The organism is Bifidobacterium erythrocebi (assembly GCF_012932675.1).
In the GTDB taxonomy this organism is placed as follows: Bacteria; Actinomycetota; Actinomycetes; order Actinomycetales; family Bifidobacteriaceae; genus Bifidobacterium; species Bifidobacterium erythrocebi.
On sequence record NZ_JAAIIF010000018.1, the window covers coordinates 174,056 to 200,237 of the forward strand.

General features: G+C 61.1%; 21 protein-coding genes. 11 read left to right on the forward strand and 10 right to left on the reverse strand.

Features of this window, described 5'->3' with window-relative positions; all coding sequences use genetic code 11:
* Nucleotides 1-225 precede the first annotated feature (225 nt).
* Nucleotides 226-1,173 (forward strand): thioredoxin-disulfide reductase, encoded by a 948-nt coding sequence (gene trxB, locus G1C98_RS09025; protein WP_169080869.1) that lies wholly within the window; start codon nucleotides 226-228, stop codon nucleotides 1,171-1,173.
* Nucleotides 1,174-1,804: 631 nt separating this feature from the next.
* On the opposite strand, the gene rsmG is transcribed toward trxB, so the two are convergent.
* The 6 genes from rsmG to rpmH all read right to left on the reverse strand — a co-directional run bounded on the left by rsmG (nucleotide 1,805) and on the right by rpmH (nucleotide 5,112).
* Nucleotides 1,805-2,473 carry a 16S rRNA (guanine(527)-N(7))-methyltransferase RsmG gene (rsmG, locus tag G1C98_RS09030; protein ID WP_169080870.1) on the reverse strand — a complete coding sequence of 223 codons (669 nt, stop codon included), beginning with the start codon at nucleotides 2,471-2,473 and terminating at the stop codon, nucleotides 1,805-1,807.
* Between the two features lie 120 nt (nucleotides 2,474-2,593).
* Complete coding sequence (locus G1C98_RS09035) at nucleotides 2,594-3,112, reverse strand: Jag family protein (RefSeq protein ID WP_169080871.1); 519 nt, start codon at nucleotides 3,110-3,112, stop codon at nucleotides 2,594-2,596.
* A gap of 117 nt (nucleotides 3,113-3,229) precedes the next feature.
* Nucleotides 3,230-4,270, reverse strand: a complete 1,041-nt coding sequence (yidC, locus tag G1C98_RS09040; protein ID WP_169080872.1) for a membrane protein insertase YidC — start codon at nucleotides 4,268-4,270, stop codon at nucleotides 3,230-3,232.
* Entirely contained in the window at nucleotides 4,270-4,587 is a 318-nt protein-coding gene (gene yidD, locus G1C98_RS09045) for a membrane protein insertion efficiency factor YidD (RefSeq protein WP_169080873.1), read from the reverse strand. The genes yidC and yidD overlap by 1 nt, the downstream gene beginning before the upstream one ends.
* Before the next feature lies 1 nt (nucleotide 4,588).
* Nucleotides 4,589-4,951 carry a ribonuclease P protein component gene (gene rnpA / locus G1C98_RS09050; RefSeq protein ID WP_169080874.1) on the reverse strand — a complete coding sequence of 121 codons (363 nt, stop codon included), beginning with the start codon at nucleotides 4,949-4,951 and terminating at the stop codon, nucleotides 4,589-4,591.
* A gap of 26 nt (nucleotides 4,952-4,977) precedes the next feature.
* Nucleotides 4,978-5,112 carry a 50S ribosomal protein L34 gene (gene rpmH / locus G1C98_RS09055; protein ID WP_003825298.1) on the reverse strand — a complete coding sequence of 45 codons (135 nt, stop codon included), beginning with the start codon at nucleotides 5,110-5,112 and terminating at the stop codon, nucleotides 4,978-4,980.
* Between the two features lie 312 nt (nucleotides 5,113-5,424).
* Between rpmH and dnaA the strand changes: the two genes are divergently transcribed.
* The 9 genes from dnaA to G1C98_RS09100 all read left to right on the forward strand — a co-directional run bounded on the left by dnaA (nucleotide 5,425) and on the right by G1C98_RS09100 (nucleotide 19,326).
* Nucleotides 5,425-6,984: a chromosomal replication initiator protein DnaA gene (gene dnaA, locus G1C98_RS09060; protein ID WP_417852316.1), complete on the forward strand. Its 1,560-nt coding sequence runs from the start codon at nucleotides 5,425-5,427 to the stop codon at nucleotides 6,982-6,984.
* A gap of 558 nt (nucleotides 6,985-7,542) precedes the next feature.
* Nucleotides 7,543-8,667, forward strand: coding sequence for a DNA polymerase III subunit beta (gene dnaN, locus G1C98_RS09065; protein WP_169080876.1), 1,125 nt, complete (start codon nucleotides 7,543-7,545; stop codon nucleotides 8,665-8,667).
* 65 nt (nucleotides 8,668-8,732) lie between these two features.
* A complete protein-coding gene (recF, locus tag G1C98_RS09070) occupies nucleotides 8,733-9,923 on the forward strand; it encodes a DNA replication/repair protein RecF (protein WP_169080877.1) in 1,191 nt (396 codons plus the stop codon).
* Nucleotides 9,920-10,390, forward strand: a complete 471-nt coding sequence (locus tag G1C98_RS09075) for a DciA family protein (protein WP_169080878.1) — start codon at nucleotides 9,920-9,922, stop codon at nucleotides 10,388-10,390. Before recF ends, G1C98_RS09075 begins: the two co-directional genes overlap by 4 nt.
* A 157-nt stretch (nucleotides 10,391-10,547) precedes the next feature.
* Nucleotides 10,548-12,638 carry a DNA topoisomerase (ATP-hydrolyzing) subunit B gene (gyrB, locus tag G1C98_RS09080; protein ID WP_169080913.1) on the forward strand — a complete coding sequence of 697 codons (2,091 nt, stop codon included), beginning with the start codon at nucleotides 10,548-10,550 and terminating at the stop codon, nucleotides 12,636-12,638.
* A 162-nt stretch (nucleotides 12,639-12,800) separates the two neighbouring features.
* The gene (gyrA, locus tag G1C98_RS09085) at nucleotides 12,801-15,482 is read left to right on the forward strand and encodes a DNA gyrase subunit A (protein WP_169080879.1); all 2,682 of its coding nucleotides are present in this window, start codon (nucleotides 12,801-12,803) and stop codon (nucleotides 15,480-15,482) included.
* A gap of 55 nt (nucleotides 15,483-15,537) precedes the next feature.
* Nucleotides 15,538-16,140, forward strand: a complete 603-nt coding sequence (locus G1C98_RS09090; RefSeq protein WP_205831964.1) for a DUF3566 domain-containing protein — start codon at nucleotides 15,538-15,540, stop codon at nucleotides 16,138-16,140.
* Nucleotides 16,141-16,531: 391 nt separating this feature from the next.
* Nucleotides 16,532-17,659, forward strand: coding sequence for an ABC transporter ATP-binding protein (locus G1C98_RS09095; protein ID WP_169080880.1), 1,128 nt, complete (start codon nucleotides 16,532-16,534; stop codon nucleotides 17,657-17,659).
* Between the two features lie 254 nt (nucleotides 17,660-17,913).
* A complete protein-coding gene (locus G1C98_RS09100; RefSeq protein WP_169080881.1) occupies nucleotides 17,914-19,326 on the forward strand; it encodes a DUF4032 domain-containing protein in 1,413 nt (470 codons plus the stop codon).
* Nucleotides 19,327-19,728: 402 nt separating this feature from the next.
* Here the strand turns inward: G1C98_RS09100 and rlmB are convergent, their stop codons facing one another.
* The 4 genes from rlmB to G1C98_RS09120 form a co-directional block, all read right to left on the reverse strand.
* Complete coding sequence (gene rlmB, locus G1C98_RS09105) at nucleotides 19,729-20,721, reverse strand: 23S rRNA (guanosine(2251)-2'-O)-methyltransferase RlmB (RefSeq protein ID WP_169080882.1); 993 nt, start codon at nucleotides 20,719-20,721, stop codon at nucleotides 19,729-19,731.
* A gap of 175 nt (nucleotides 20,722-20,896) precedes the next feature.
* Complete coding sequence (locus G1C98_RS09110; protein WP_169080883.1) at nucleotides 20,897-22,468, reverse strand: PAT1 family protein; 1,572 nt, start codon at nucleotides 22,466-22,468, stop codon at nucleotides 20,897-20,899.
* 77 nt (nucleotides 22,469-22,545) lie between these two features.
* Complete coding sequence (gene dcd / locus G1C98_RS09115) at nucleotides 22,546-23,127, reverse strand: dCTP deaminase (RefSeq protein ID WP_169080884.1); 582 nt, start codon at nucleotides 23,125-23,127, stop codon at nucleotides 22,546-22,548.
* Nucleotides 23,128-23,463: 336 nt separating this feature from the next.
* The gene (locus G1C98_RS09120) at nucleotides 23,464-25,536 is read right to left on the reverse strand and encodes a cation:proton antiporter (protein ID WP_169080885.1); all 2,073 of its coding nucleotides are present in this window, start codon (nucleotides 25,534-25,536) and stop codon (nucleotides 23,464-23,466) included.
* A gap of 160 nt (nucleotides 25,537-25,696) precedes the next feature.
* Here G1C98_RS09120 and G1C98_RS09125 point away from each other — a divergent pair, with 160 nt between their 5' ends.
* Nucleotides 25,697-26,140, forward strand: a complete 444-nt coding sequence (locus tag G1C98_RS09125) for a nucleoside deaminase (RefSeq protein ID WP_169080886.1) — start codon at nucleotides 25,697-25,699, stop codon at nucleotides 26,138-26,140.
* Nucleotides 26,141-26,182: the final 42 nt, after the last annotated feature.

Sequence of the window (26,182 nt, forward strand, 5' to 3'; positions counted from 1 at the left end):
TTGACGACGCTGTGCCTTCACCTCCGCAAGCCGTCAACGCCATCCCCTGCCATCTGCCGAAGCCGGCAGACGTCGAACGTTTCACATGAAACATTCCTTACAACCCCACCGAATGTCGCCTATTGATACGGCTAGTGACCGCCTATCACGACTACCTATAACGAATTCGCCCGTCCAGGCGCGATATTCGGCACGGCTGCACGACCTGCAACGTATCGTTGAACCATGGCACAAGAACATCACGAACAAGACGTCATCATCATCGGATCCGGCCCCGCGGGATATACCGCGGCCATCTACCTCGGCCGCGCGGGCCACTCCCCCCTGGTCATAGCCGGCGCGCTGACGCCCGGTGGCCAGTTGATCAACACCACCGAGGTGGAGAACTTCCCCGGCTTCCCCGACGGCATCCTCGGCCCCGATCTCATGGACGCCATGAAACGTCAGGCGGAACGTTTCGGCGCGACCTTCCTGCAGGACGATGTCGCCTCCGTGGAGGATCACGGCGACTATAAGACCGTTACCACCAACCAGGGCGAGACGTTCCAGGCCCGGGCGGTCATCATCGCCACTGGCTCCCAGTACAGGAAGCTCGGCATCCCCGGCGAGACCGAGTTCTCCGGCCGCGGCGTCTCGTACTGCGCGACCTGCGACGGATTCTTCTTCCGCGGCAAGCCGATCGTGGTGGTCGGCGGCGGCGACAGCGCCTTCGAGGAGGCCGAGTTCCTGTCACGCTTCGGTTCCTCCGTGACGCTGATCCACCGCCGCGATTCGTTCCGCGCCTCCAAGATCATGGTCGACCGGGCGAAGGCGAACGAACGCATCAACCTGCTGACCGACTCGGTCGTGGAAGAGATCCAGGGTGACGATCAGGGAGTGCAGTCGTTGGTCGTCAGGAATGTGCTGACCCAGGAGACATCCACGCTCACGGCGAACGGCGTCTTCGTGGCGATCGGGCATACACCGTCCACGGACTTCCTTGACGGACTGGTGCAGCGCGATCAGTCCGGCTACATCACCGTCGACGGGGCAAGCACGCGGACCAGCACCCCGGGCGTCTTCGCCGCGGGCGATTGCGTCGACAGCGTGTATCGTCAGGCGATCTCCGCTGCGGGTATGGGGTGCCGTGCGGCACTTGACGCGCAGACATATCTTGCCGAACAGGCGGACTGACGATTCGTACTCTGTTTCCATAGCATATAACGAGGGTCTCGGCGGCATGAGTCGAGGCCCTCGTTGCATATATATCGCACGGATATCGCCATATTATCGGGCAAAATGCGTGCACAGACGTAAGAAATGTGGATAAAGAGGCCAAATTGTGGATAAGTGTGGATAAATCCGGTGATTTTTGTGCATAACCCACATCGGAATCGCGCGAAAAGCTTGGTAGCTCAACGATTTCCCGACTATCAACTGCCTAAGGAAAAACCTGTGGATAACTTTTTCATCCACCTGATTTTGTGGATAACTCCTCTACGAACGGTGCCAAGCATCGCTCGTTGCACCCTGATTCCACACTGAACCACACTCCCCCGCTAAACCGCTTTCAGCCACTCATCTTCCCCATACCAGGCCAGCGCCTACACGCCTTCGCCTGTCACCATGCCGGCCGTCGCGAATATCGACCCGTCCGCCGCCGTGCACATCGCAATCTCATGCAACACATTGCCAATAGTGGAGATTCCCCGCGCACCCCACAACCCGCGCAAACAAAAAAGCGGTGCCCGCAGCCGCATATGCAACCACGGGCACCGCTTCCGGCATCACCGACTATGCGCTCTCACAGGCACTTGCCTGGCACCTATTTCCTATCCACCAGCACAACATGCGTGGGCTCCAGTCCCGGGCCCACAGGCGCCTCCACAACGCGCGGACGCACACCCTTGTACTTGGCGATCATCTTGGCGGCCTTGTCGATCTCCGCCTGCGCGGAACGGCCCTTTAACGCCACCAGGCGTCCCTGCGGCTTGAGCAGCGGCAGGGTCCACCCGGAAAGCTTCGTCATGGGTGCCACGGCTCTGCAAGTGACCACGGCATAGGGGTGCATGCTGCGATCCTTACGAAGCACCGTGATGACCTCCTCCGACCGCGCACGGACGATCGAGACATTCTCAAGCCCCATCTCGTCCACACATTCCGTGAGCCATTCGACGCGACGCTCCATCGGCTCGATCAGCGTGAACTCATGATCGGGCAGGCACGCCGCCGCGACGATGCCGGGGAACCCGCCGCCGCTGCCGACATCGGCGACCGTCTTGAACCGCATGCCATCCGTCGTTTCGCGGACGAACGGCACAATGGCCGCGGAATTGAGGATATGACGTTCCCAGATGATGTCGACGTCCCTCGGGCCTATCAGGCCTCGCGGCTCGCCTTCCTGCTCCAGCTTCGCGTGAAACACCTCAAGCTTGGGCAATGCGTCGCCCAGCACTTCCTTGAGAATCGGAGAACCGTTCAGTTCATCTGCCATCGGCACTGCTCTTTCCTACTCGCCTGCTCGTTTGATTACTGCTCGTTGTCGTTTGCTCTCCCGCCCATACGCAAGCGGGGAGCCCATAGCGCTATGGGCTCCCCGCTTGCGTATGGATCGTTACTCGTCGTCCTCGGCCTCGGCCGCGGAGGCCTTCAGGTAGATGGTCACATGGCGATGAGGCTCTTCGCCGTGGGAGCGGGACTTCAGTCCCTCCTCGCGGACGACGTCGTGGACCACCTTGCGTTCGAACGAATTCATCGGCTTGAGGTCAACGGGCTCGCCGGTCTCCCGGACTTCGTCGATCGCGTCCAGGGCGATGTCGTGCAGGCGCTGACGCTTACGCTTCAGGAAACCGTCGACGTCGACGATCAGACGGGAACGCTCGCCCGTCTTCTGCTGGACCGCAAGCCTGGTCAGCTGCTGCAGAGCGTCGACCACTTCGCCGTCACGTCCGATCAGATGCTTGATGTCGGTATCGTCATCGGCGACGATCTGCACCGTTGGGCGACCATTGCGGACACCCATCTCGATATCGCCATCGTAGTCGGCGATATCCAGAAGCCCTTCAAGATAATCGGCGGCGATATCAGCTTCCTCGTTGAGCTGATCCAAGGTCTTCTCGTCATCCTGTGCCATGTATTCTCCTTTTTGGCGCGTATAGGTACCAGTCTAAACCAGCTGCCGGAATTGCTCAACGACAGCCCAAAGTCAGAATAAGGTCTGATGTTTCATGTGAAACATCAGACCTTATCGTCACTTCTTCTTTTTGTTTTTGCGTTTGCGATGGGGCTGCTCTCGCTGATAGCCCTGGGTGAGTTTCCGCTCGGCCTCGGCCTTGGCCTTCTGCAGCTCCTCCTCCTCGATCGAGGGCTCGCCGGCGCGGGCGCGGCGCTCGTTCTCCCTCTTGTGGTCGCGGTGCTCCTTGGCTTCGGCTGCCGGGGAACCGGGCGTCGGGAAGGCGTAGATCTGCCACACGGAACGCAGCAGGTTGCACACGTTGTTGGTCAGCCAGTACACCAGCACAGCGAACGGCATGGCGACACCGGAGAAGATGTACATGATCGGGAAGATCCAGAGCATCATCTTCTGCATCGTCTCGGCCTGCTTGTTCTGCGCGTTGTTCTGCGGCATGTTGCGCTTCATGCTGTTGTACTGCATGAGCCACAGGCAGAAGCACATCAGCGCGACGAAGATGCCGATGACGACCTTGCCGGAGGCGGCTGCCGTGGTGAAGTTATCCGCCACGTTCACGCCGAACACCGTAGTCGAGGTGAATTCCTTGGCCGTTTCGACATCGAATGCGCCAAGCGCCGCGCGTTTGCCGCGTGCGATGTACGGGATGGCGGACAGCATGTAGAACATGCACATGAAGACCGGGCCCTGCACGAACATAGGCAGCATGGAGGTGCAGCCGCCCATCGGGTTCGCGCCGGTGTCCTGATACAGCTTCATCGTCTCGCGCTGCATGGCCTCTTTGCTGGCCGGATCGTTCTTGCCCTTGTACTTGTTCTGGATGCGCATCAGCTTGGGCTGCAGCACCTGCATCTGGGCCTGCATCTTGCGCATACCCTTGATGGACTTATAGAACAGCGGGAACACACAGGCCTGAACCACCAGCACCAGGAAGATAATGGACAGCACCCACGAGAAACCGATCGGATGCATGCCAAGCATGACCATGAACTTGTGGAATACGGCCATGATCTGCGTCATGAGCCACTCGATCGGCGTCAGGAGCTTGTATAGCCAGCCCCAGAACCCGCTATCGAGGAGGAATTGATCTTGATTACCCATTACAGGCCATTCTCCTTATCGTCTACGACCAGAGGAGTGAGTCGAGGCTCCTCGTGTGCCTTCGACCACGGAAATCTATAAAAAACGGAATAGCGCTGCGGAACATCATCGATGCCCCCACAACTCCAAGGCAGGCATCTCAATAAGCGTAGAACAGCCAGCAATCCCCCACGGAATGCGCCATAACGCCGCACAGCCTGAATCGCATAATTGGAGCAACTCGGGTAGAACTTGCAGCATGGCGCGGCGCGCTTCGCCGACCAATGCCGCTGATACCAGCGAATCAGATGCACGATCGCATCGCCGGCGATACTCATATCAGTCCTGCTGAATCTTCATGGCCACCGCTTCGAATCCGGTGGCCATCTGATGTTCCAGTGACTGGAAGGAAGCGCTGGCTGCGGACGGCTTCGCACGCAACACCACATCGATGCCCTCAGGCAACGTATGCTCGTAACGCGAAGCCAGTACGCGGAAACGGCGCTTAACTGAATTGCGTGTGACGGCATTGCCGACCGATTTGGATACGGCAAGCCCCATCCGTCGTGCACCAGGCGTCGCAACACCATGCGCCTTGGCCTCATCGCGCATCGCGTAATGCACGATGAAATCATGACGCGAGACCTTGCGGCGTCGTTTCAGTACGGCGACGAAATCGCTATGGCTCTTCAACCGTTCCACGGTAACGATGCCGTCAGCAGCGACAATCAGGCAGACAGGTTCTTGCGGCCCTTGGCGCGGCGACGGTTGATCACGGCGCGGCCGGAACGGGTGCGCATGCGCAGACGGAAGCCGTGCTTCATGTGACGACGACGGTTGTTGGGCTGGAAGGTCCTCTTCATAATTAGCTCCTAGGTTTCTTCGGCCACGCTTGCGCGCGGCTCTCACGTGAGTCAAGCTCTATAAAACTACTCTCACCCCTGCCCTAACGTCAACTCAGCGGTTATGTTCCATGCCCGGCAAACCCGCACGACATGCCGTAAACCGTTGCAACGGCACGGGAATACGGGCGAAAGTTATCCACAAATTACGCATTTGCCGCGCATAACGCAGTAATTGCAACACGCTAGGCGGTGGATAACTCATGCGGTGCGAGTAACAATAGTTGTCTGAGTGTCCCTACTTGGAAGAGGCGAGAAAGGAGTGTCATGACCATGGACGCCGAGAACCCAGCAGTGCAGGCCAAGAATATTTGGTCAGACGCCCTTACGCTGTTGAGACATAAGAAATCCCTCTCCCCCCGCGACAAGGGCTGGCTGGAAGGGGTTTCGCCCGAGGCCGTGTACGGAACGACCATCGTGCTGTGCGTCGATAATGCCAGCACGCGTCAGGCGCTGGAGAACGAGCTCATGCAATCGCTGCTTGAGGCGCTGAAGATCGTCACCGGCCAGGACATGTTCCCCGCCTTCAAGATCGTTCCGCCGCAGACCGCGCCGGAACCGAAGATCGAGCCCGAGCCGGAACCGCAGGCCAAGCCGAAGCAGACGGCCCGTGTGGAGGAACAGCCCGAACTACCGTTGAACGGCCCCTCCCCCTCGCTTGCTGATCTGAGCAAGGAGCCCTTCGGAACCGCAGGCCCCGTGCCGACCGTTCCTTCGGCGCTGCAGCCGCAGGTCGGCGGCGATGTCGAGGGACAGTTCAGCGTCGACCGCAACAAGGTGCAGCGCGATCCCGAGACGCATCTCAATAAGAACGCGACCTTCGATACCTTCGTCCCCGGCGACTCGAACCGCTTCGCCCGCACCGTGGCGCTGGCCGTGGCGGAAGGCTCCGGCAAGGACTTCAACCCGTTGTGTATCTACGGCGGATCGGGCCTGGGCAAGACCCATCTGCTCAATGCCATCGGCAACTACGCGCTGGTCAAGGATCCGACACTCAAGGTGCGCTACGTCAACAGCGAGGAATTCCTCAACGAATTCATCGAGGCGCTGCAGATCCCATCCCAGAGCCAGGGTCGTATCGCGGAATTCAACCGCAGGTACCGCAGCGTGGACGTGCTGCTTATCGACGACATCCAGTTCCTTGGCGGCAAGGAAGCAACCCTCGAACAGTTCTTCCATACGTTCAACGCCCTGCACCAGGCGAACAAGCGCATCGTCATCGCATCCGATGTGGCGCCGAAGAACCTCAAGGGGTTCGAGGCACGTCTTATCTCGCGTTTCGATTCCGGTCTGACCGTGGATGTGAAGCCGCCGGATCTTGAGACCCGCATCGCGATCCTTCGCATGATGGCCTCCATGAACCACAGCAACATCCCCAACGATGTGCTCGACCTGATCGCCGAACGGTTCACGGAGAACATCCGAGAGCTCGAAGGCGCATTGACGCGAGTGACCGCCGTGGCGTCGCTGAGCAACCAGCCGGTGACCCGTGCCATGGCCGAGCAGACGCTGCAGGATTTCTTCACCACCGATGTGGAGATCAAGCCCACGGACATCATCAGCCAGGCGGCGAAGTACTTCCATCTCACCTTCGACGACATCGTCGGGCGTTCCCGCATGAAGAACATCGCGTTGGCCCGCCAGATCGCCATGTATCTCACCCGTGAGATGACCAGCATGAGCCTGGTGGATATCGGCAAGGTGTTCGGCGGCAAGGACCACACCACGGTCATGCATGCCTGCGACCGCATCACCAACGAGATGCAGCAGCGGCAGGATATCTACAACTACGTCATGGAGCTTACCGTCCGTCTGAAGCAGGGCTCCAACTAAATTCGCGGAAAATTCAAGCGCCGTCTCTGAGAATCGTTCTGAGAGACGGTTTTTCGCGTTTTTCGGGGTGGTTTACCCAAAACGCCGTTTTCGGTCGCTCAGAACGATTCTCCCAGCCGCAACACTCCGGCGGAGCCGGAAATTTTGAAAAAAGTTATCCACATAGTTATTCACAAATGTGGGTAAAGCCTGCGAATAAGTCGTGGACGACCGCCCGTTTCATTGTGGATAACTCGTGGATAATGACGAGGCGATTGTGGATAACTTCGAGCGCCCAAAACGGCTGTGGATAAGTCGGCTGGTTATACACATGACTCTTCGAGTTATCCACATCCACCCACTTATCCACAATGTGAGTCGGCAGAACGGTTTTCGCAAGTTACCCACATATCCACCGTGCCTTATTACGAGTATTACTTACGTGTGTACCTGTTCTCATCGCAATAACAATAACGCGATGGAGCCGTCCCGAAAACAACCCGCTTCAGACCGCTACAATGAATTCCAGCTCAAGAAACACCCATATTCACAAGTTCTTCACATTGAAAGCAGGCTTTTATGAAGGTCGAAGTCAATTCCGCAGCCCTCGCCGATGCAGTGGCATGGACGACTAGGGTCATCGATACCCGTCCGTCCAACCCAATCCTCGCCGGCATCCGTCTCGATGCAGTGGATGGGGTTTTGCAGCTTTCCGCGTTCAATTACGAAATTTCCGCTCGCCATCACATCGAAGCCGGCGTCGACGAACCCGGCACCATCCTCGTGCTGGGCAAGCTGCTCGCCGACATCACGAAATCCCTGCCTTCCGAGAAAACGTATCTTGCCTCCAACGGCACCACACTGACCATCACCTCCGGCAAGTCCACCTTCACCATGCAGCTCATGCCCGCCGCGGAATACCCGGATCTGCCGACCATGCCGCGCATGCTCGGCCAGGTCGATGCCCCGACCTTCGTGCAGGCCGTGTCGCAGGCCTGCGTCGCGGTCTCCCGTGAGGAGAACCGCCCGGTGCTCACCGGCGTGCGCATGCAGTTCGAAGGAAACAAGGTGGTTCTGACCTCCACCGATCGTTTCCGTCTGGCTCGCGCCACCTTCTCCTGGAGCCCGCAGGATCCGGATGTGAGCACCACCACGCTGGTCCGTGGCTCGCTGCTGCGCGACATCTCCCGCTCCCTCGACGAGCGCCAGAACCTCACCCTCGACTTCGATACGCAGAACCCGTCGCTGCTGGGCTTCGACAACGCCGGCCGTTCCTCCACCACCCAACTCATCGACGGCGAATTCCCCGCAGTCGACCGTCTGTTCGCCGACGACTACCCGATCCAGGCCGTCATCGACAAGCAGGCGCTGATCGGCGCCATCAAGCGCGTCGCGCTGGTCGCGGAGCGTGACGCCCCGATCCGCATGGTCTTCTCCGGGCAGGAACTCACCCTGAGCGCGGGTGCCGTGGACGAGGCCCAGGCCAAGGAGATCATCGACGTCGACATGGACGGCGATGACATCACCGTCGCCTTCAACCCGTCGTACCTTATTGACGGTCTGAGCGCCATCAGCGAGCCCTACGTGCGCATGAAGCTCACCACCGCCGTCAAGCCCGTGGAATTCAACGGACAGCAGGAGGCCGATTCCGACGAATCCATGGACTACCGCTACCTGCTCGTTCCGATGCGTTTCAATAACTGATACAGCTGCACCAACCCCCGAACACACCGGCGGCAACCCCGCCTCCTACCCCAAGCCAGAACATCATGTACATTTCGCGTCTTGCCCTCGACCACTTCCGTTCCTGGAACCAGGTCGTGGTCGATTTCCAGCCCGGCGTGAACGTGCTGTATGGTCCGAACGGCCTGGGCAAGACCAACCTGGTCGAGGCCGTGGAGGTGCTGTCCACGGGCGGCAGCCACAGGGTATCCTCCTCGCTGCCGCTTGTGGAACGGGGCGAAGGCAAGGCGACCATCCGCGTCAACGCCCATGCCGATGGCAATACGGACGGCACCGACCCCGCTCGAACCGTCACCACCTATGAGGTGACGATCGCGGCCCGTGGCGCGAACCGTGCGAGGATCAACTCCGGTCCGTCGCAGTATCTGCGCGATGTGGTCGGGCTTGTCCCCTCCGTGTCGTTCACACCGGACGACCAGCGGCTGGTGAGCGCCGACCCCGCTACCCGACGCGGATTCCTCAATCAAAGCGCCGGCATGCTGCTCACCGGCTATGCCGGTCTGTTGCAGCGGTTCACTCAGATCGCACGCCAGCGCGCCGCACTGCTCAAGCAGCTTGGGCAGCATGAGGGATCCGCCGATGCGGTGCTCAGCGGTCTGGAAGTCTGGACGGGGCAGTTCATCGAGGCCGGCGTCGCCCTGACGCGAATGCGCGCCGAGATCCTGCACACTTTGGCCGAGCCCTTCCACGACATCTATGCGCGCTTGGCATCGGGGCAGGGCGAGGCGCGCATCGAATATGAGCCGTCGTTCGCCGAAGTACTCGGCGGTGACAGCCCGGAATTGGAGATTTCCGAGCATTTCCAGCGTCTTTACCCGGGAGAGGTGGCTCGCGGCGTGAACCTCATCGGGCCGCAGCGCGACGACTTTTCGGTGTTGCTTGACGGCGAGCCGGCTCGGGAATTCGCATCGAACGGCGAGATGTGGACCATGGCGCTGGCATTGAAGATGGCGTTGTTCGAGGCGATCGCCGAATCGCGCGGCACCAAGCCCGTCGTGATCCTCGATGATGTGTTCGCGCAATTGGATGAGTCGCGCCGGCGCCAGATTCTCGCATTCGCCAACGATCAGGATCAGGTGCTCGTCACGGCGGCGGCCAAGGGCGACATTCCCCAGGACGGCAAGGCGAACATCATCGATGTCGCCTCGCTGAAGGCGCAACAGGACATCTTTGATGTCAGTGCGATCCCGATGCCACATGGGGGCGAGCAGTCATGAAACCGCCGATAACGGTGACGCTGAAACTCAATCAGAGCACCCTGCCGGCCCAAGTGTTCGAACGGTACGCCAGACGCGAGGATTCGCGCAAGCTCCGGCGGATGCGCGCCGAACTCGCATGGGAGAACTTCGGCAAGCCCGGCCGCGATCCGGCCAAGCTGGGCGGTGTGGCCGCGGCCATCGCCAAAAACGGCAACTGGATTCCCCATCTGAAGATCTCGCAGCTCAACAACCATTGGGATCAGGTGGTGGGGCCCGCCATCGCGCAGCATTCACGCGTGGTGAGTTTCCGTGACGGCGTGCTGACCATCGGGGCCGAATCCCAGGTGTGGGCCACGCAGCTGACCTTTCTCATTCCGCAGCTCACCGCCACCATCACCGAAAAACTCGAAGGCCTGCCGATCAGGGAGATTCGGGTGAGTGGGCCGTCGGTCGGATACACCAGAAAATGGGGCAAACGTCGTTAACGGCTGTATACAGCGCTAGTCGTGGCACATGACTAGAATCACATGCAGTATAGTCAAAACGCCTCAAGGGGCCTTAGAAGGCGTTTTTGAGGTAATGGACCGCGAAAAACCCCTTCGCGAGCCAGTGACGCAGGAAGGAAGCTCCTTGGCGGATTCGCTGGAGAATGCTACGAGCAAAGAAGAACAGCTCAAAGCCGTAGACGAACATATCAATAATGCCGAACTGCAGGCCGGAGAGCTCGACGAGTCGATGACTCCCGAACATTACGACGCCTCCGACCTGAAGGTTCTCGAAGGACTTGAGGCCGTGCGCATCCGTCCGGGCATGTACATCGGCTCAACCGGCCCGCGAGGCCTGCACCATCTGGTGTACGAGATCGTCGACAATTCCGTGGACGAGGCTCTGGCCGGGTTCGCGAGCCACATCGAAGTGACGATCCTGCCGGACAACGGCATCCGCGTCGTGGACGACGGCCGCGGCATCCCGGTCGACATCGTGCCGGGCGAAGGCATCTCCGGCGTGGAGACGGTCATGACCAAGCTGCACGCCGGCGGCAAGTTCGGAGGCGGCGGCTACGCGGTCTCCGGCGGCCTGCATGGCGTGGGCATCTCCGTGGTGAACGCGCTGTCCACCCGCGTGGACGTCGAGGTGCGCCGCCAGGGATTCCACTGGACCCAGACCTATAAGGACCAGCACCCCACGGCGCCGCTGGCCAAGGGACAGCCCATGGCGGACGGCGAATCCACCGGCACCTCCGTCACGTTCTGGGCCGATCCGGCGATCTTCGAGACCACTACATACGATTTCGAGACGCTGCGCAGCCGCTTCCAGCAGATGGCGTTCCTGAACAAGGGCCTGAAGATCACCCTGACCGATCTTCGCCAGCTGGACGAGGCCGGCGACGAGGTGGCCGGCGATGGCGACAATGCTGCGGAGGAGCTGCATCAGACCGTCACCTATCAGTACGTCAACGGCATCAAGGACTACGTGGACTACCTGGTGAAGTCCCGCAAGGCCGTGCCGGTGGAGGACGAGGTCATCAACTTCGACGCCGAGGATCTGAAGCTGGGCATCTCCGCCGAGATCGCCATGCAATGGACCACCGCATACTCCGAATCCGTGCACACTTTCGCGAACACCATCTCGACCACCGAGGGCGGCACCCACGAGGAGGGCTTCCGCGCCGCGCTGACCTCGCTGGTCAACCGTTATGCGCGTGAGAAGAACATCCTTAAGGACAAGGACGAGAACCTGTCGGGCGACGACGTGCGCGAAGGCCTGACCGCGGTCGTGTCCGTCAAGCTCACCAACCCGCAGTTCGAAGGCCAGACGAAGACCAAGCTCGGCAACTCCGAGGCCAAGACCTTCGTGCAGCGCGTGATGACCGACAAGCTCGGCGACTGGTTCGACGCACATCCGACCGAGGCGAAGAACGTCATCCAGAAGGCCATCGAGGCCTCCCGCGCACGCCTGGCCGCCAAGAAGGCGCGCGAGAACACCCGCCGCAAGTCGATCTTCGAATCCGCCGGCATGCCGGACAAGCTCAAGGACTGCCAGTCCAACAATCCGGAGGAATGCGAGCTGTTCATCGTGGAGGGTGATTCCGCAGGTGGTTCCGCCATCCAGGGCCGTAACCCCATCACCCAGGCGATTCTGCCGTTGCGCGGCAAGATCCTGAACACCGAGCGCGCGAGCCTCGACCGCATGATGAAGTCCGAGACCATCGAATCGCTGATCACCGCGGTCGGCGGCGGCTACGGCGAGGACTTCGACATCAACAAGGTGCGCTACCACAAGGTCATCATCATGGCCGATGCTGATGTCGACGGCGCCCACATCGCCACGCTGAACCTGACGCTGTTCTTCCGCTACATGCGACCGATGATCACCGCCGGGTACGTGTACGTGGCCATGCCGCCGCTGTACCGGCTCAAGTGGACCAAGGGCGCGCATGATTTCGTCTATACCGACGCCGAACGTGACCGCGTGCTCGCCGAAGGCAAGGCGAAGGGCCGCCAGCTGCCGAAGGGCGAAGGCATCCAGCGTTACAAGGGTCTGGGCGAGATGAGCTACCAGGAGCTGTGGGAGACCACCATGGATCCGGAGCATCGCATCCTGAAGCAGGTGCAGATCGAGGACGCGGAAGCCGCGGACGAGACCTTCTCCATGCTGATGGGTGACGAGGTCGAGCCGCGTCGACTGTTCATCCAGCGCAACGCGCGCAACGTCAGCTGGATCGATGCCTGAGCGCATCTGACGATCCCCGCCCGGCCTTCGAAGCGACACCGGTCGCCATATGGAAGCCTGGCGGGCATAGGAACGTAACGGGAGAAGCCGTTGTCGGGCTTCTCCCCCGGTCGGCCGACTGGCCGGCAGCTTCCCGACGGGAAGCATAGCTACGGAGGAAAAGTGGCAGACGAAAACAACAATGAAAACGGCCAGTTCGTGCCGGACGGTTCGATGGAACCGCTCAGCCCGCAGGAAGCGGACAACACCGATTACGGTCTGATGACCGGCGAGCGTATCCAGGTGCGCGACCTGCAGACGGAAATGCGCGAATCCTACCTCGCCTACGCCATGAGCGTGATCGTGGATCGAGCGTTGCCCGACGTGCGCGACGGCATGAAGCCGGTGCATCGCCGCGTGGTGTATGCCATGTACGATGGCGGCTACCGCCCCGATCGTGGCTACTCCAAGTGCGCCCGCGTGGTCGGCGAGGTCATGGGTAAGTACCATCCGCACGGCGACTCCGCGATCTACGACACCCTGGTGCGTATGGCGCAGTCCTGGTCCATGCGCTACATGCTCGTCGACGGTCAGGGCAACTTCGGCTCCCCCGGCGACGATCCGGCCGCGGCAATGCGTTACACCGAATGCCGCATGGCACCGCTCGCCATGGAAATGGTGCGTGACATCGACAAGGACACCGTCGACTTCCTGCCCAACTACGACGGCAAGACCCAGGAGCCGACCGTGCTTCCGGCGCGATTCCCGAACCTGCTGTGCAACGGTTCGTCCGGCATCGCGGTCGGCATGGCCACCAACATTCCGCCGCACAACATGCGCGAGGTCGCCGAAGGCGTGCACTGGGCGCTCGATCACCCGGAAGCCAGCCGCGAGGAACTGCTCGACAACCTGATCCGCATCATCAAGGGGCCGGATTTCCCAACCGGCGCCACCATCCTCGGTCATAAGGGCATCGAGCAGGCGTACCGTACCGGCCGCGGCCTGATCACCATGCGCGCCGTGGTCAACACCGAAGAGATCAAGGGCCGTATGTGCCTGGTCGTCACCGAGCTGCCGTACCAGGTCAACCCCGATAGGCTGGTCGCCTCCATCCGCGAGGCCGTTCGCGACGGCAAGATCCAGGGCATCGCCGATATGCGCGACGAGACCTCCGGCCGTACCGGCCAGCGACTGGTGCTCGTGCTCAAGCGCGACGCCGTGCCGAAGGTCGTGCTCAACAACCTGTACAAGCATTCCCAGCTGCAGCAGACCTTCGGCGCCAACATGCTGGCGCTGGTCGACGGCGTGCCGCGCACGCTGAGCCTCGACGCGTTCATCCGCCATTGGATCAACCACCAGATCGACGTGATCGCACGCCGTACCGCCTATCTCAAGCGCGAAGCGGAGGAACGCGATCACATCCTGCAGGGTCTGCTCAAGGCACTCGACGCCATCGAAGAGGTCATCAAGCTGATCCGCAGCAGCCAGGGCCGTGAGGACGCACGCCCGAAGCTGATGGAATTCCTCGACATCGACCAGATCCAGGCCGACGCCATCCTGTCGATGCAGCTGGTGCGACTGGCCAACATGGAAGCGCAGAAGATCGTCGACGAGCACAACGAGCTCATGCGCAAGATCGCCGACTACAACGACATCCTCGCCAACCCGGGCCGCCAGCGCAAGATCGTCGGCGACGAACTCGACGAGATCGTGGCCAAGTACGGCGACGACCGCCGCACCAAGATCCTGCCGTTCAGCGGCGAGATGAACGTCGAGGACCTCATCCCCGAGGAGAACGTGGTGGTCACTGTCACGCACTCCGGCTTCATCAAGCGCACCAAGGCCGACGAATACCGTGCACAGCATCGCGGCGGCAAGGGCATCAAGGGCGCGAAGCTGCGTGAGGACGATGTGGTCGACCACTTCTTCCTGACCAGCACGCACAACTGGCTGCTGTTCTTCACCAACAAGGGTCGCGTGTACCGTTTGAAGGCTTACGAACTGCCGGAGGGATCGCGTGATTCCAAGGGCCAGCATGTGGCGAACCTGCTGCAGTTCGGCCCGGGCGAGACCATCCAGACCGTGCTGTCGATCCCGAACTACGAGGTCGCCAAGTACCTGGTGCTCGCCACCCGTTCCGGCAAGGTGAAGAAGACCGCACTGGCTGAATACGATTCCCCGCGCCAGGGCGGCCTGATCGCGGTGCGTCTCATGACCGACGAGAACGGCGAGAACGCCGACGAGCTCATCGGCGCCGCGCTGTGCAACGCCGATGACGAGATCATCCTGGTGTCCAGGCAGGGCATGAGCCTGAAGTTCGAAGCCAATGATGAGCAGCTGCGCCCGATGGGCCGCCAGACCGCCGGCGTGCAGGGCATGAAGTTCCGCGACGGCGACGAGCTGCTGGCCATGGATGTGGTGTGGGGCGATTCCGACAAGGATCTGCTTGTGGTCACCAACGAGGGCTTCGCCAAGCGCTCCGCCGTCAGCGAATACCGTCTGCAGGGGCGCAACGGCTACGGCGTCAAGGCTTTGCAGCTGGCCGAAGGCCGCGGCTCCCTGGTCGGCGCGCTGATCGTCTCCGAAGACGACCAGGTGATGGCCATCATGAAGTCCGGCAAGGTGATCCGTTCCGATGTGGCCGAGGTCAAGCGCACCGGCCGTAACACGCAGGGTGTCACGCTTGCCAAGCCCGACAAGAACGACGAGATCATCTCCATCGCGCTGAATGCCGACAAGGACGATGCCGACGAGCAGGACGACGCCCAGCCCGCAGGCCAGTCCGAGCCGTCCGATTCCGCCGATCAGCCGGCCGGGCAGCCCGTTGACGGACAGAATGTGAACACCGGGGCCGATGCCGAGTAATCGTCGGTAAAGATTGCTAGTCTCGGCTAGAGATAGCGAAGCATGAAGGAGCAACATGAGCGACGACAAGCCTGAAGAGAACGTGACCCCCGAAACCGCCGAGGCTCCGGCGAACGCCAACGTGGCCGCGGCGGCCGATCAGCCGCGCGATACGGTCGACGCTCCGCGCGAGGCACGTTCCGTGTCGAGCCAGTCCCCCGCCGTCGAGAAGCCGCATACCTTCCCGAAGGCGACCTCGACCACGCCCACCGGTGTTCCGGTGCGTCCGGCTCCGAGCGGCAAGCGCGGAACGCCGCGCGCACGTCGTATGAACCTGTCGCTCACCCGCCTGAACGCGTGGAGCGTCGCCAAGGTGTCGTTCATGATGTCGCTTGCATGGGGCATCATCCAGGTCATCGCGGCGGGCCTGATCTGGATGCTGCTGAACGTGATCGGCGTATTCGACCAGCTCACGCAGATCGTCGCCTCCACCGGTCTTGACGCCGGCGGACTGAACCTCACCGACGTGTTCTCGCTGAGCTCGGTGCTCTCCGCGGTCACGATCTTCTCCATCGTCGAAATCGTGCTGTTCACCCTGCTCGCGTCCATCGTCGCACTGATCTACAACGTGGTGAGCTCGCTGGTCGGCGGCGTGCACATCACACTCGGCGACGACTGATACGACCGATACGGCAGATAGCAAAAACCTCAAACGGGTGGCGGATGATTCCGCCGCCCGTTTTTTGTTGGCCGCGGGCTCGACTGTGTGGTGAAACGGCCGTGTATGCCGGCATTACGGTTGCCGGCTATGTAATGTGATATGGCTCACATTCGACCGTCGGGTGTGAAACATGCCGATTGACGGATCAGGGTGAACGTGTATAGTAGGCAGAAGGCTCAACGAGGAGGACCTCGCTGAACCCAAAACCAAACAAGTAAACGCAGAAGTTTGCGGTTTGCCTGAATGTTTGCAGCGATGCGAACGGGCAGGTGATTCACAGATCGAAGCACCGAAAATCCCTTTACAACGGATCGTGAGGCACGTACCTGCCTCTGAAAGGATTGCAATTATGGCAGAAGTCGTATTCGACCACGTCACTCGTATCTACCCGGGCAACGACAAGCCCTCTGTGGATAATCTGAATCTTGATATCAAGGATGGTGAGTTCCTTGTGCTCGTCGGCCCGTCCGGCTGCGGCAAGTCCACCACCCTGCGCATGCTTGCTGGCCTTGAGGAAGTGAACAAGGGCAGCATCCGCATCGGTGATAAGGATGTCACCACCATGCAGCCGAAGGATCGCGACATCGCAATGGTGTTCCAGAACTACGCGCTGTACCCGCACATGACCGTCGCCGACAACATGGGCTTCGCCCTGAAGATCGCCGGCACCCCGAAGGACGAGATTCGCAAGCGCGTTGAGGAAGCCGCCAAGATCCTGGATCTGACCGAGTACCTCGACCGTAAGCCGAAGGCTCTGTCCGGTGGTCAGCGTCAGCGCGTGGCCATGGGTCGTGCAATCGTTCGTAAGCCGAAGGTCTTCCTGATGGATGAGCCGCTGTCGAACCTCGACGCCAAGCTCCGTGTGCAGACCCGTACCCAGATCGCCGCTCTGCAGCGTCAGCTGGGTGTCACCACCCTGTACGTGACCCACGATCAGACCGAGGCTCTGACGATGGGCGACCGCATCGCCGTCATCAAGCTTGGCGTTCTGCAGCAGGTCGGCGCTCCGACCGAGCTGTACGATCACCCGGCAAACGTCTTCGTCGCAGGCTTCATCGGCTCCCCGTCCATGAACCTCAACACCCACCCGGTGGTGAACGGTAAGGCCAAGATCGGCGAGGATACCGTGGATCTGCCGGCCGAGGCCGTCAACAAGCTGACCGCCGAGGACAAGGGCCAGATCGTCGTCGGCTTCCGTCCGGAAGACGCCTCCCTGGCTACCTCCGATGATCCGAACGCCTTCTCCCTGAAGGTCGTCAACATCGAGGATCTTGGTTCCGACGGCTACATCTACGGCAACATCCTGACCGACGGCTCCGCCGCCGAGGCCACCCAGGTCATGTCCGACCAGAACAAGCTCACCACGGTTCGTGTGAACCCGCGTGCGCTGCCGAAGGTCGGCGATACCGTCAAGATCAAGATCGATCCGGCCAAGATGCACCTGTTCGCTCCGTCGACCGAGCTGCGTCTGAACTGAGTCGAGTGACGGGCCGCAAGGCCGGTCGTTTCAGACTTGACCAGATTCTCGACTGAGCTGGTCAACCATTAAACGAGACGTTTTCTCTTCCTCTCTAACCGTCTCGTTGGAGAAGCCCCGCTATGATGCGGGGCTTCTTTTGTTGTCTTTCCGCACGGTCTGTGCACGTCGGCCAATTCGCTCGTCGGCCAATCATGGAACACGATAGTTCATTCATAGTCCATGGGGAGGTGGCGCGGGTAAAATCATGAGCCATGATCCCAAATCCAAATGATGTGTCCCAATTGGACCCCCGTGCCGCCATGGCGACTTCCGTGAACGCGGAAGGCGATTCGGACGACGCGGCAGAACCGCAGGCTCTGAAAATCACAGCGGCGAGCTCCAACCCGAAGATGTTCACGCTGCCGTGGTACCAGCCGCTCGCCTCCTGGCCGCAGGATCTCTTGGCCAATCTTCCGCGAGGCATCTCAAGGCACGTTGTGCGCTTCGTGCACGTAGGCGATGAAGTCTACGCGATGAAGGAAATCACCAAGCAGATGGCGGAACGCGAATACGAGAACCTTCGCCGTCTGCAGAAGCTGGAACTGCCGGCAGTCACGCCGATCGCCGTGGTCACCGGGCGCCACGACCGCAACGGGGAGCCGCTGGAGGCCATTCTGGTCACCAAGCATCTGAAGTTCTCCCTGCCGTATCGCGCGCTGTTCGCCCGCAACCTTCGCCCCGATACCGCCGAGCGTCTGATCGACGCCCTGGCCGTGCTGATGGTGCGCCTGCACCTCGCCGGCTTCTACTGGGGCGACGTGTCCCTGTCCAACGTGCTGTTCCTGCGTGACGCCGACGCGTTCACGGCGTTCCTGGTGGATGCCGAGACCGGCGACCTGCAGATCAATCTGACGGAAGGCCAGCGCGAATACGATATCGATCTGGCACGCACCAACATCATCGGCGAACTCATGGATCTGAGCTATGGCAAGCTGCTGCCGGGCGATGTGGACGAGATCGAGATCGGCAACCGTCTGGTCGACCGCTACCATTCGCTGTGGAGCGCGCTCACCGACACCGACAAGTTCAAGCCCGACGAGATGTGGAAGATCGAGAAGCGCGTCAACAAGCTGAACGATCTCGGCTTCGATGTGGACGAGCTGGAAATGAAGACCACCGAGGACGGCAAGCGCGTGCTGGTCCGTCCGCGTGTGGTGGATGCCGGCTATGCGTCCCGCAAGTTGCTGCGTCTTACCGGCCTTGATGTGCAGGAGAACCAGGCACGTCGACTGCTCAACGATCTTGACGCGTACCGTGCCTCCACCTGGCGTGAGGGCGAGGACCTGGAAATCGTGGCTACCGATTGGATGCGTGAGGTGTTCGAACCGACCGTCCGCATGATCCCGCGCGAATACCGTTCCCAGATCCAGCCGGCGCAGTTCTTCCACGAGGTTCTGACCCATCGCTGGTACTTGGCCGAAAAGGCCGGCCATGACGTGCCGATGGCGGAAGCGGTGAAGAGCTATATCGACAACGTGCTGCCGAACTACAAGCTCGACGACAAGGCCATCAGCGCCCTGCTGGAAGAAGCGGATTCGGGCGTCATCGACGATGACAGCACCTATGGCGACGATGACGGCTACGACCCCGATTACGATCCCGATGCGGTCGTGTGGAGCCACTGATCGGCGTCTCGTCGCCGGGGATCCGCTGAATGGATCTTAGGCTGCTATATATATATCCCGTCTGGACGATTGTCTGGGCGGGATACGCATATCTGCATGCATCGAGCCGTTCGGGCATGGCGAGCCGGGCGCAAAAGAAAACCCCGGCGCGGGGAACGCCGGGGAGAGAAGAAAAAGGAGAAAGAAGAAGAGATTGAATTATGCGGGCCTTGCGGTTCCGCCCGAATTGCTTCGGTAATTGCTATATAACCACCCGTTGCTGTGTTCCCCGCTGGGATTTCCTGAGAGTTCGCCGCTATAAGCTGGGAAAAGTCATAAAAAATCGCCCTCTGGAACCTCCAGAGGGCGATTCAATAATCATTCGTGCCTTGCTGGCACCGTGCTGATCAAGCGATTGGATGATCAGCGGTCGGCAGCCTTGCGGCGCTCATTGGCCACGGCATACAGGCTGATGCCAGCCGCGACGGACGCGTTCAGGGATTCCACTTGGCTGGAGATCGGAATGCCGGCGATGGCGTCGCAAGCCTCGCGGACCAGACGGCTCAGGCCCTTGCCCTCCGAACCGAGCACCACGACCAACGGATCGGTTTCGAAGCCGGTCTCGCCCACCAGCTTGTCGCCGCCGCCGTCAAGACCCACCACATAGTAGCCACGGGCCTTCAGCGCCTCGATGGCCTTGGTGAGGTTGACCACGCGGCACACCGGCAGATGGGCCGCGGCTCCGGCCGACACCTTCCACGCGGCGGCGGTCACCGAAGCGGAACGGCGTTCCGGCAGAATCACGCCATTGGCGCCGAACGCAGCGGCGGAACGGATCACCGCGCCGAGGTTCTGCGGGTCGGTCACGCCGTCCAACGCGATGAACAGCGGGCGTGCGCTGATGCGCGCGGCCGCGGAGTTGGCGGCCTCCATGGCGCGGGACTTCTTGTCGGCCCTGTCGGCAAGCTCCGCCAGCGAGGAATACTGGTACGGTTCGACCTTCAGAATCACGCCCTGATGGTTGCCGGACCTGGCGATGCGATCCATCTCCAGACGGTCCGCTTCCATCATGCGCAGCCCACGGGCGCCTGCGATCTTGACGATTTCGCGGGTGCGGTCGTCATGCTCGATGCGGGACATCATGTACAGCGTGTTCGACGGTACGCCTACGCGCAGCGCCTCAAGCACGGAGTTGCGGCCGAATACCAGATCCGTGGTGTTGCCCGTCGAGAACTTGTCGGCGCGACGACGAGCCGCCAGTCGCGGATCGGACATCTTGCGTCGATCAGCAGCCTTCTTGGCCGCATATGCCTTGTGATACACGCGATCTTCCGCCTTGGGAGTCGGTCCCTTGCCGCGAAGCGCGTTCCTATGCTTTCCACCCGACCCCTTGGTCGGTCCTTTCTTAAGTGCCATGTGTCCCATTGTCCCAGCACCCCGCGTCATACCGCATGCCGCTGATGGCATGGGGCGGTGGGTTACGGGGCGAATAAAGAACGGCACCCCGTTGCCGATGGTGCCGTTCTGAAAGCCGTTGCGGATCTATCGTGTATGGGACCGGCTGATGGTCCTCGCCCGATCCGCTCGGGAATCAGTTGCCGTTATCGCTGCTCTGGCAGGAGCCGTCCGTGGAACCGTCGCATTGGCTGTTCTGGTCCTGGTCGGTCTGGCCGTTGGTCGTGGAGTTCTGGTTCTGATTCTGGTTTTGGTTCTGGTTCTGATTGTTGGCGTTCTGTTGTTCCTGCTGACTGCGCTGCGCGTCGGCATCGGCCTGTTGCTTGGCGCTGATCGAGGCGTTGACGTCGGAGGTGGCCTTCTGCAGCTGTGATTTTGCGTTGTTCACATCGGACTGGGCCGGCTTGCTCTGGCCTGCGACGTTGTTCGCGTTACTGATCGCGTTCTGTAATGCGGTGCGCGTGCTTTCGTCCGCGACCTTGCCTGCGGAGTTGTTCAGCACGGTCTGCGCGTTGCTGATATTGGCGTTCAGATCAGATTTCAGCGCGCTGATGTCCTTGTCACTCTTGCTGCCGTTCGCCGCATCCAGGGCGTCTTCGATTGCCGTGCGCGCTTCCTTGGCCTGCTTGGCGGCGTTCTTGAAGCTGGTGGTGTTGCTTTTCAGCTCGGCTTTCTTCATGTCCGCGGAGCAGGAGGCCTTGGTGGTGACGGACGAGGCATTGGAAATCGCCTGATTGAGGTCGGTCAGCGTCTGCTGGTTGTCCACGGTTCCGGCGGCGGGCGCGTTCTGCTGGGCTTTCGTGACTTCCGCATTCAGCTTCTTGACGGCGCTGTTGTACGAGGATTGCGCGCTTGTGCAGGCGGCGTAGGCGAGTTTTCCGCTGTTCGACCGGAAGAACGCCACGCCTCCGGCGATAAGCGCTATGACCACGATGACCGCAATGACGATTCCGGCGATCTTCCCCTTGGAAAGCTTCTTCGAACCCTTGCCTGAGCCCGATTCGTCCTTGTCCTCATCGTCCTGCTCGTCCTCGGGCGGAATGCTCGGCGGCAGAATCGTGGGCTGCGTTGGCGTGGAGATGGTACGCGGGGTGGTCTGTCCGGCCATGCGCGGCTGCATGGTTTCGGGGTTGAAGACCTGCGTGGACTGGGTGTTCTGATCGGCGAACATGGTGCCCGGCATGCCCTGTACGTTCTGTGGCATGGCCTGCGTGGCCTGCAACGGCGACATCGTCTGGGTTTCCTGTGCCGACGGCATGGCGGGCATCGCCTGGGTTGCCTGCGGTTGGGCCGGCGTCATGGGCGTGGCCTGATTCATCGGCATTGTGGAGAACGCCTGCGTAGGCTGTGCTACCTGCGGCATGGCCTGAGTGGGTTGCGCGGGTTGCGCTGCCTGCGTGGCTTGCATTGCCTGCGTGGACTGCACGGGTTGCGGCACGGCCTGCGTAGGTGCTGCCGTTTGCGCACCGGGCGCAAATCCCTCTTCGAATTCCCATAACGGCGGCATGGCCTGCGTCTCACCCAAGTCACGGGGCTCCTCCGCAGGGTCCACAGCGGGATTCGCACCGGGGGCGAACGCCTGCGTTGCCCCGGTGCTCCAGGTCTGCTGTTGCGACTGGTTCAGTATGGTGGTCTCCTCGTCGGACGGGCGGGCGGCATGGGGCTTGTGCTGGAAGTCGAAATTGAATTCGCCATTGGGATCGGTCATGGTTGTGCTCCTTATATATGCGAAGGCGGCCGGTAAAGGCCGCCGAAACGAGTGATGTGCGCCGTCTGCGAAGTCGATCAGTCGGAGATGTGCGCGCGGTAGAAGTGCTCATAGGAACGACTCGGTGTCGGTCCACGCTGCCCTTGGTAATGCGATCCGACGCCGGCGGAACCGTACGGATGCTCGGCCGGGGAGCTGAGTTGGAAGAAGCACATCTGGCCGATCTTCATGCCGGGCCACAGCTTCACCGGCAGTGTGGATACGTTGGAAAGCTCCAACGTGATATGCCCCTCGAAACCAGGGTCGATGAAGCCTGCCGTGGAATGGGTCAGGATGCCCAGTCGGCCCAGCGAGCTCTTGCCCTCCAGTCGTGCCGCGATGCTGGCATCGAGCTTCACATATTCCCATGTGGATCCCAGCGCGAACTCCCCCGGGTGCAGAATCCACGGCTCGTCCGCCTTGACCTCGAACTGTTCGGTCAGTTCGCCCTGATTCTCGGCGGGATCGACATAGGTGTAGGCATGGTTGTTGAACAAGCGGAAGAAACGGTCGAGCCTGACATCGATCGAAGCGGGCTGCACCATCTCGGGCGTCCACGGATCCAATGAAATATGGCCCTCGGCCTGTGCGGCCAGAATGTCGCGGTCGGACAACAGCATGAAAGCTCCTCGAAAACGGAAACGGTACTGACCGTCAGTCTAGTGCCTGCGGCCTATCGGTTCATAATCGATGCCCCTGGCATCGGAAGCGTTCAGGAATTCTCAGGAATTTATCAGACAACCGTATCGGTAAGCACAGAAACATGCGGTTATATGGAACATGTCGAAAGCAATCGAAGCCTTCGGCCCGGGCCATTGGCTCCGATAATTGAATCTTCTTCTTCTCTCCTTTCTCTGTCCCCGGTGGTAACCCCACCGGGGTTTCCTTTTATCAGAGCAAATCCAGGCAAAACCGGCCTGCCGGGTTTCCGCGTGCAGCGCCCCGGCAGACCCGGATCACATACCCGAATCCGCATCCACCTGCATCACATAGATATTGCGGCGCAGCGTCCTGGCCTGCGTACGCGTGATATCGCCGGCCTCAAGCATGTCCTGCACGATGCCGAGCTCGATGCCATAGCTGTCGCGCTTGATATCCGCCGCCTGACTGGCCGCGGCGGTACTGCCCTCAACATTCGGACGCGACTTCAGCGAAGCCTCCGCCCGTCGATAATCGAGAATAAGCGCGGAACAGAATTCCGTATTGTAGGTGTCCTTGGTCATCTCCTCGCTCAGCCGGCCGATGACATGATCGATGGCCTCGACCTGAAGCACCTGCGTATGCGCGAAGATCTGATCCTCACTCACCAAAGGCGTGGTACGGCGAATACGATTGCCCACACGCTTGACGACATTGCCGGTCCGGTGCTGGAAACGGCGCAAACGCCCGCGGATCTGGGAGACGGTATGACCCGACTCCGGGTCCGCAGCCGCGTGACGCAGCGAATTCATGATCTGATCGAGCATGCGCTCGCAGGCTTCCAGATTCAGCTCCTGGACCGCCTTGTTGGGGTTCGGATGCGCCTTGACCTCGGCCTGCCTGTTGCGCACGAATTCCTTCTCCCAATACAGCGCCTGAAGCTTGAGCTGTTCGTAGCCCTGCAAATCCGTGATGCCGGCGAGTTGCTTCAGACGGCTGATGCGTTTGGTGTACGAGTCGATGACCATGAGCACCGCGCGGCGGTTGTCCGGGGTGATGCGGGTGGTGAGTTCCTCCACCGTGCGCCGCAGCACCTCGATGGTGACCTCGCACATCTCGGACGACGTGTTCTCCGCATGGTTCGGGGCCAGCAGCGGCAGGGTGAAGTTGGCCAGCAGCAGGGTCATGACGATTACGCCGGCGGCGATGAATATCAGTTCGTCGCGCATGGGGAATTCCGCGCCGGCCGCGATGGTGTAGGGGATGGTGAACATCAGCGACAGGGTGATGGCGCCCTTGGGGCCGCCGAAGGTCATGACCGCCGCGGAACGCCAACGGTCGGGCGACATCTTGCGCCGTTTGCCGGTTTTGGTGTCGCGTGCGATGCGCAGCATGAACGCTACCCAGATGAATCGCAGCGCGATCACCACGACGGTCACGAGCAGGATCACGGTCAGCAGCTGCTTGTTGCTGACGTCGGGGTCGGACCAGCTCGCCGTCATGGCCTGCGGCAGCAGCATGCCCAGCAGAATGAACACCGCGCCGTTCAACGCGAACGACAGCACGCCCCACACGCTTGACGAGACGATGTTGGTGCGTGCCACATTGGGGCCGATACCGGTGCGGTCGAATCGGATCAGCAGACCCGCCACGACCACGGAAAGAATGCCGGACACATGGCATTCCTCCGCTCCGACGTACAGCAGCACGGGCAGGAACAGTTCCATCAGAATACGGGTGGTGGTGTTCTCCCAGCCCAACGAGCGTACCGTCTCGAACAGCCAGTTGATGAACAGGCCCACGACGAGGCCGAACAGCGCTCCCCCGATGAACGAGACGATGAACTCCCCCGTGGCCTTTCCCACGGCGAATTGCCCGGTGATGGCGGCGGAGATCGCGAACTGGAAGCCGACGATGCCCGAAGCGTCGTTGAACAGCGATTCGCCCTTGAGCACGCTGCGTTGACGCGTGGTCAGCGACGCCTCCTTGCCCAGCGAGCTGACGGCGACCGCGTCGGTCGGCCCCAGTGCCGCGCCAAGCGCCAATCCTGCGGCCAGCGGCATCGCGGGCCAGATGGTATGCAGGGCGAATCCGACCGCCGCCATGGTGGCGATGGCCAGTCCGATGGCCAGCGACAGGCTCAGTTTCACGGTTTTCAGCAGTTCGGATTTGTCGATGTCGTGCGCCTCAAGATACAGCAGCGGCGCAATGAACAGCACCATGAACAGTTCCGGGTTCAGCTGCACGCCTTGGAAGAACGGCAGCTGGCTGGCCAGCGCGCCCAAAGCGATCTGCACGAGCGGCGTCGATACCTTGGGTATGAACCGGCTGAGGAAGGACGATGCCACGACGATGGCGATGATGCACAGAATGAGTTCGATAACGGCCACAAGCTTCCTTACCTTGGAGGGACGTTTTCAACAGTATAGAAAGGTCTGCAATACAACGTTACACGTCTTGCGCCATGCGGCATGCGGGGCTTCGCTGCGGGCTGTATGCGGGAGGACATGGGAGGGTGGTGTCTGGCCGTGCTCGGGTAGACTGGCGGGTATGAACGATGACAAGGCGATGCGTTGCGCGTTGGATCTGGCGATGCGTGCGGCGGAGCACGGCGATGTGCCCGTGGGGGCCGTGGTGCTGGACGCCCAGGGGCATATCGCGGGCGAGGGGTGGAACACCCGCGAGGTCGATGGCGACCCGCTGGCCCATGCGGAGATCGCGGCCATGCGGGAGGCCGCCGAGCATGGCTGGAACCTTGCCGATTGCACGTTGGTGGTCACGTTGGAGCCGTGCCCGATGTGCGCGGGCGCCTGCGTGCAGACGCATATCGGGCGCATCGTGTTCGGCGCATGGGATGCCAAGCTCGGTGCCTGCGGGTCGGTGTGGGACATTCCCCGTGATCCACATGTGGGTTCCATGCCGGAGGTGTATGGCGGCGTTATGGAACGGGAGTGCGCCCGGGTGCTGCGTGAGTTCTTCGCAGCTCGTCGCTGAGTCGTTGAGTCGTTGAGTCGTTAAGTCGCTGGTCGCTGAGCT